The sequence below is a fragment of the Proteiniclasticum sp. genome, from assembly GCF_032054185.1.
Lineage (GTDB): Bacteria > Bacillota > Clostridia > Clostridiales > Clostridiaceae > Proteiniclasticum.
In genome coordinates, this window is record NZ_DAMBTF010000055.1 from 1 (window position 1) to 1,349 (window position 1,349).

Annotated in this window: 3 protein-coding genes; all 3 read right to left on the minus strand. The window is 45.4% G+C overall.

What is annotated here, in order from left to right; all coding sequences use genetic code 11:
* A partial coding sequence (locus RTX25_RS14445) for an IS30 family transposase (RefSeq protein ID WP_312654614.1) occupies positions 1–799 on the minus strand: 799 nt, incomplete at its 3' end.
* Entirely contained in the window at positions 796–1,017 is a 222-nt protein-coding gene (locus RTX25_RS14450; RefSeq protein WP_312654615.1) for a hypothetical protein, read from the minus strand. The genes RTX25_RS14450 and RTX25_RS14445, both read right to left, overlap by 4 nt.
* Before the next feature lie 16 nt (positions 1,018–1,033).
* Positions 1,034–1,216, minus strand: coding sequence for a helix-turn-helix domain-containing protein (locus RTX25_RS14455; RefSeq protein ID WP_312654616.1), 183 nt, complete (start codon positions 1,214–1,216; stop codon positions 1,034–1,036).
* Between the last annotated feature and the right edge of the window lie 133 nt (positions 1,217–1,349).

Genomic DNA, 1,349 nt, shown 5'->3' on the forward strand with positions numbered 1-1,349 from the left:
CGTACGGCGTTTTCTCGTTTATGGACTCCCTTTTGATGCTGTTGATGTGGTTGATCATAAGTGTCGTAAGTTCCGGGGTGCAGAACTTTATACTGGTTGATTTTGGGATATACTCCCGGATGAACTCATGGTTCTTCTCGAGCGCACCTTTCTGATAGGAAGCCATGGGGTCACAGTAATATACGGAAGATCTTCTTTCTCCGCTTAAAGAATGCTCAATGGTGTTGGCATGCTTGAATTCTCCGCCGTTATCCGTCAGGATAACAGGAAACAGTGTCTGGAAAACGCCTAGACCAAAAAGATTCTCCAGATAATCCAGCACCTCACTGACACACTTCTGATTCTGATTTTCCATGATGAAAGCAAGCATCAGCTTTGTTTTCCGGAAGAAGAATGTGAGAAAAACTCTTTCCCCTTTGATGGTTTCAACAACATCCATCTCCACCACCGCTGTATCGGTGTTCATCTCCATGAATTCTTTAAAATCACTATACTTCCGACCGACCAGATGGCTCTGATCCAACACGGCTTTACGTGCTTTTCTGCGTGGTTTGTATCGAACCTTCCGCTGCAGGTCAATGTTCCAGAAGGTGAATAGAGAAAGATCGCAATAGGTATAGAAGGTGCTTTTTGAGATACCCAGCTCTTTTCTGTGCGAGCCATAGATATGGTTAACGGACTGATTTCTCCTGATGAGAGGTGTGAGCAGCTCGTTCAAGCAAGTAATCTGATCCGGAGTAGCATTGATGCCCTGCCTTGAGGAGACGAGCGTCTCCTGATACCGTTTCTGGGCCGTCATGGCCCGATAGAAGTATCTGTCAGCCGGACAGCGCTTCTTATCCCTGCAGCCGTTACACACGTAAGGTGCACGAATATGCTTTCTGCAGACAAAGGGAGTAAAGTCGGGACAAAGATCATTGCAGCTGCAGGTTCTGCAAAACTTCCGGCAGTCTCTTTTCTCGCAGATATGCTGTTTTTTGCACGTCTTTGCGGAGAGGCAGTTGTTTTTTGTGTCATTGAATAATGCTGCCTCCTAGCGGATGCGGTTTCTGCTTACTTCCTTCGAGATTGTGCTGGGATCTCTGCGCAGATGGTAGGCCATCTCTTTGAAGTTCAAGCCCTGATTAAGCCCGACTTCAATATCTTCCCGATCTTCAATTTTAAGATGGCTGTTTTTGCTGACTGTTCTCGTATTGAGTCTCTTTGTATGGGTCATTATGAATATCCTCCTGCTGTCCTGGGGTCGGATATCCATTCCATCATAGTTTGTCTGTAGTCCTGTTTACAAGACTAACTTCCACTTCATCATTATTCTTTCTCCTAACCGGAAGTTACTTTTACAATTAAGG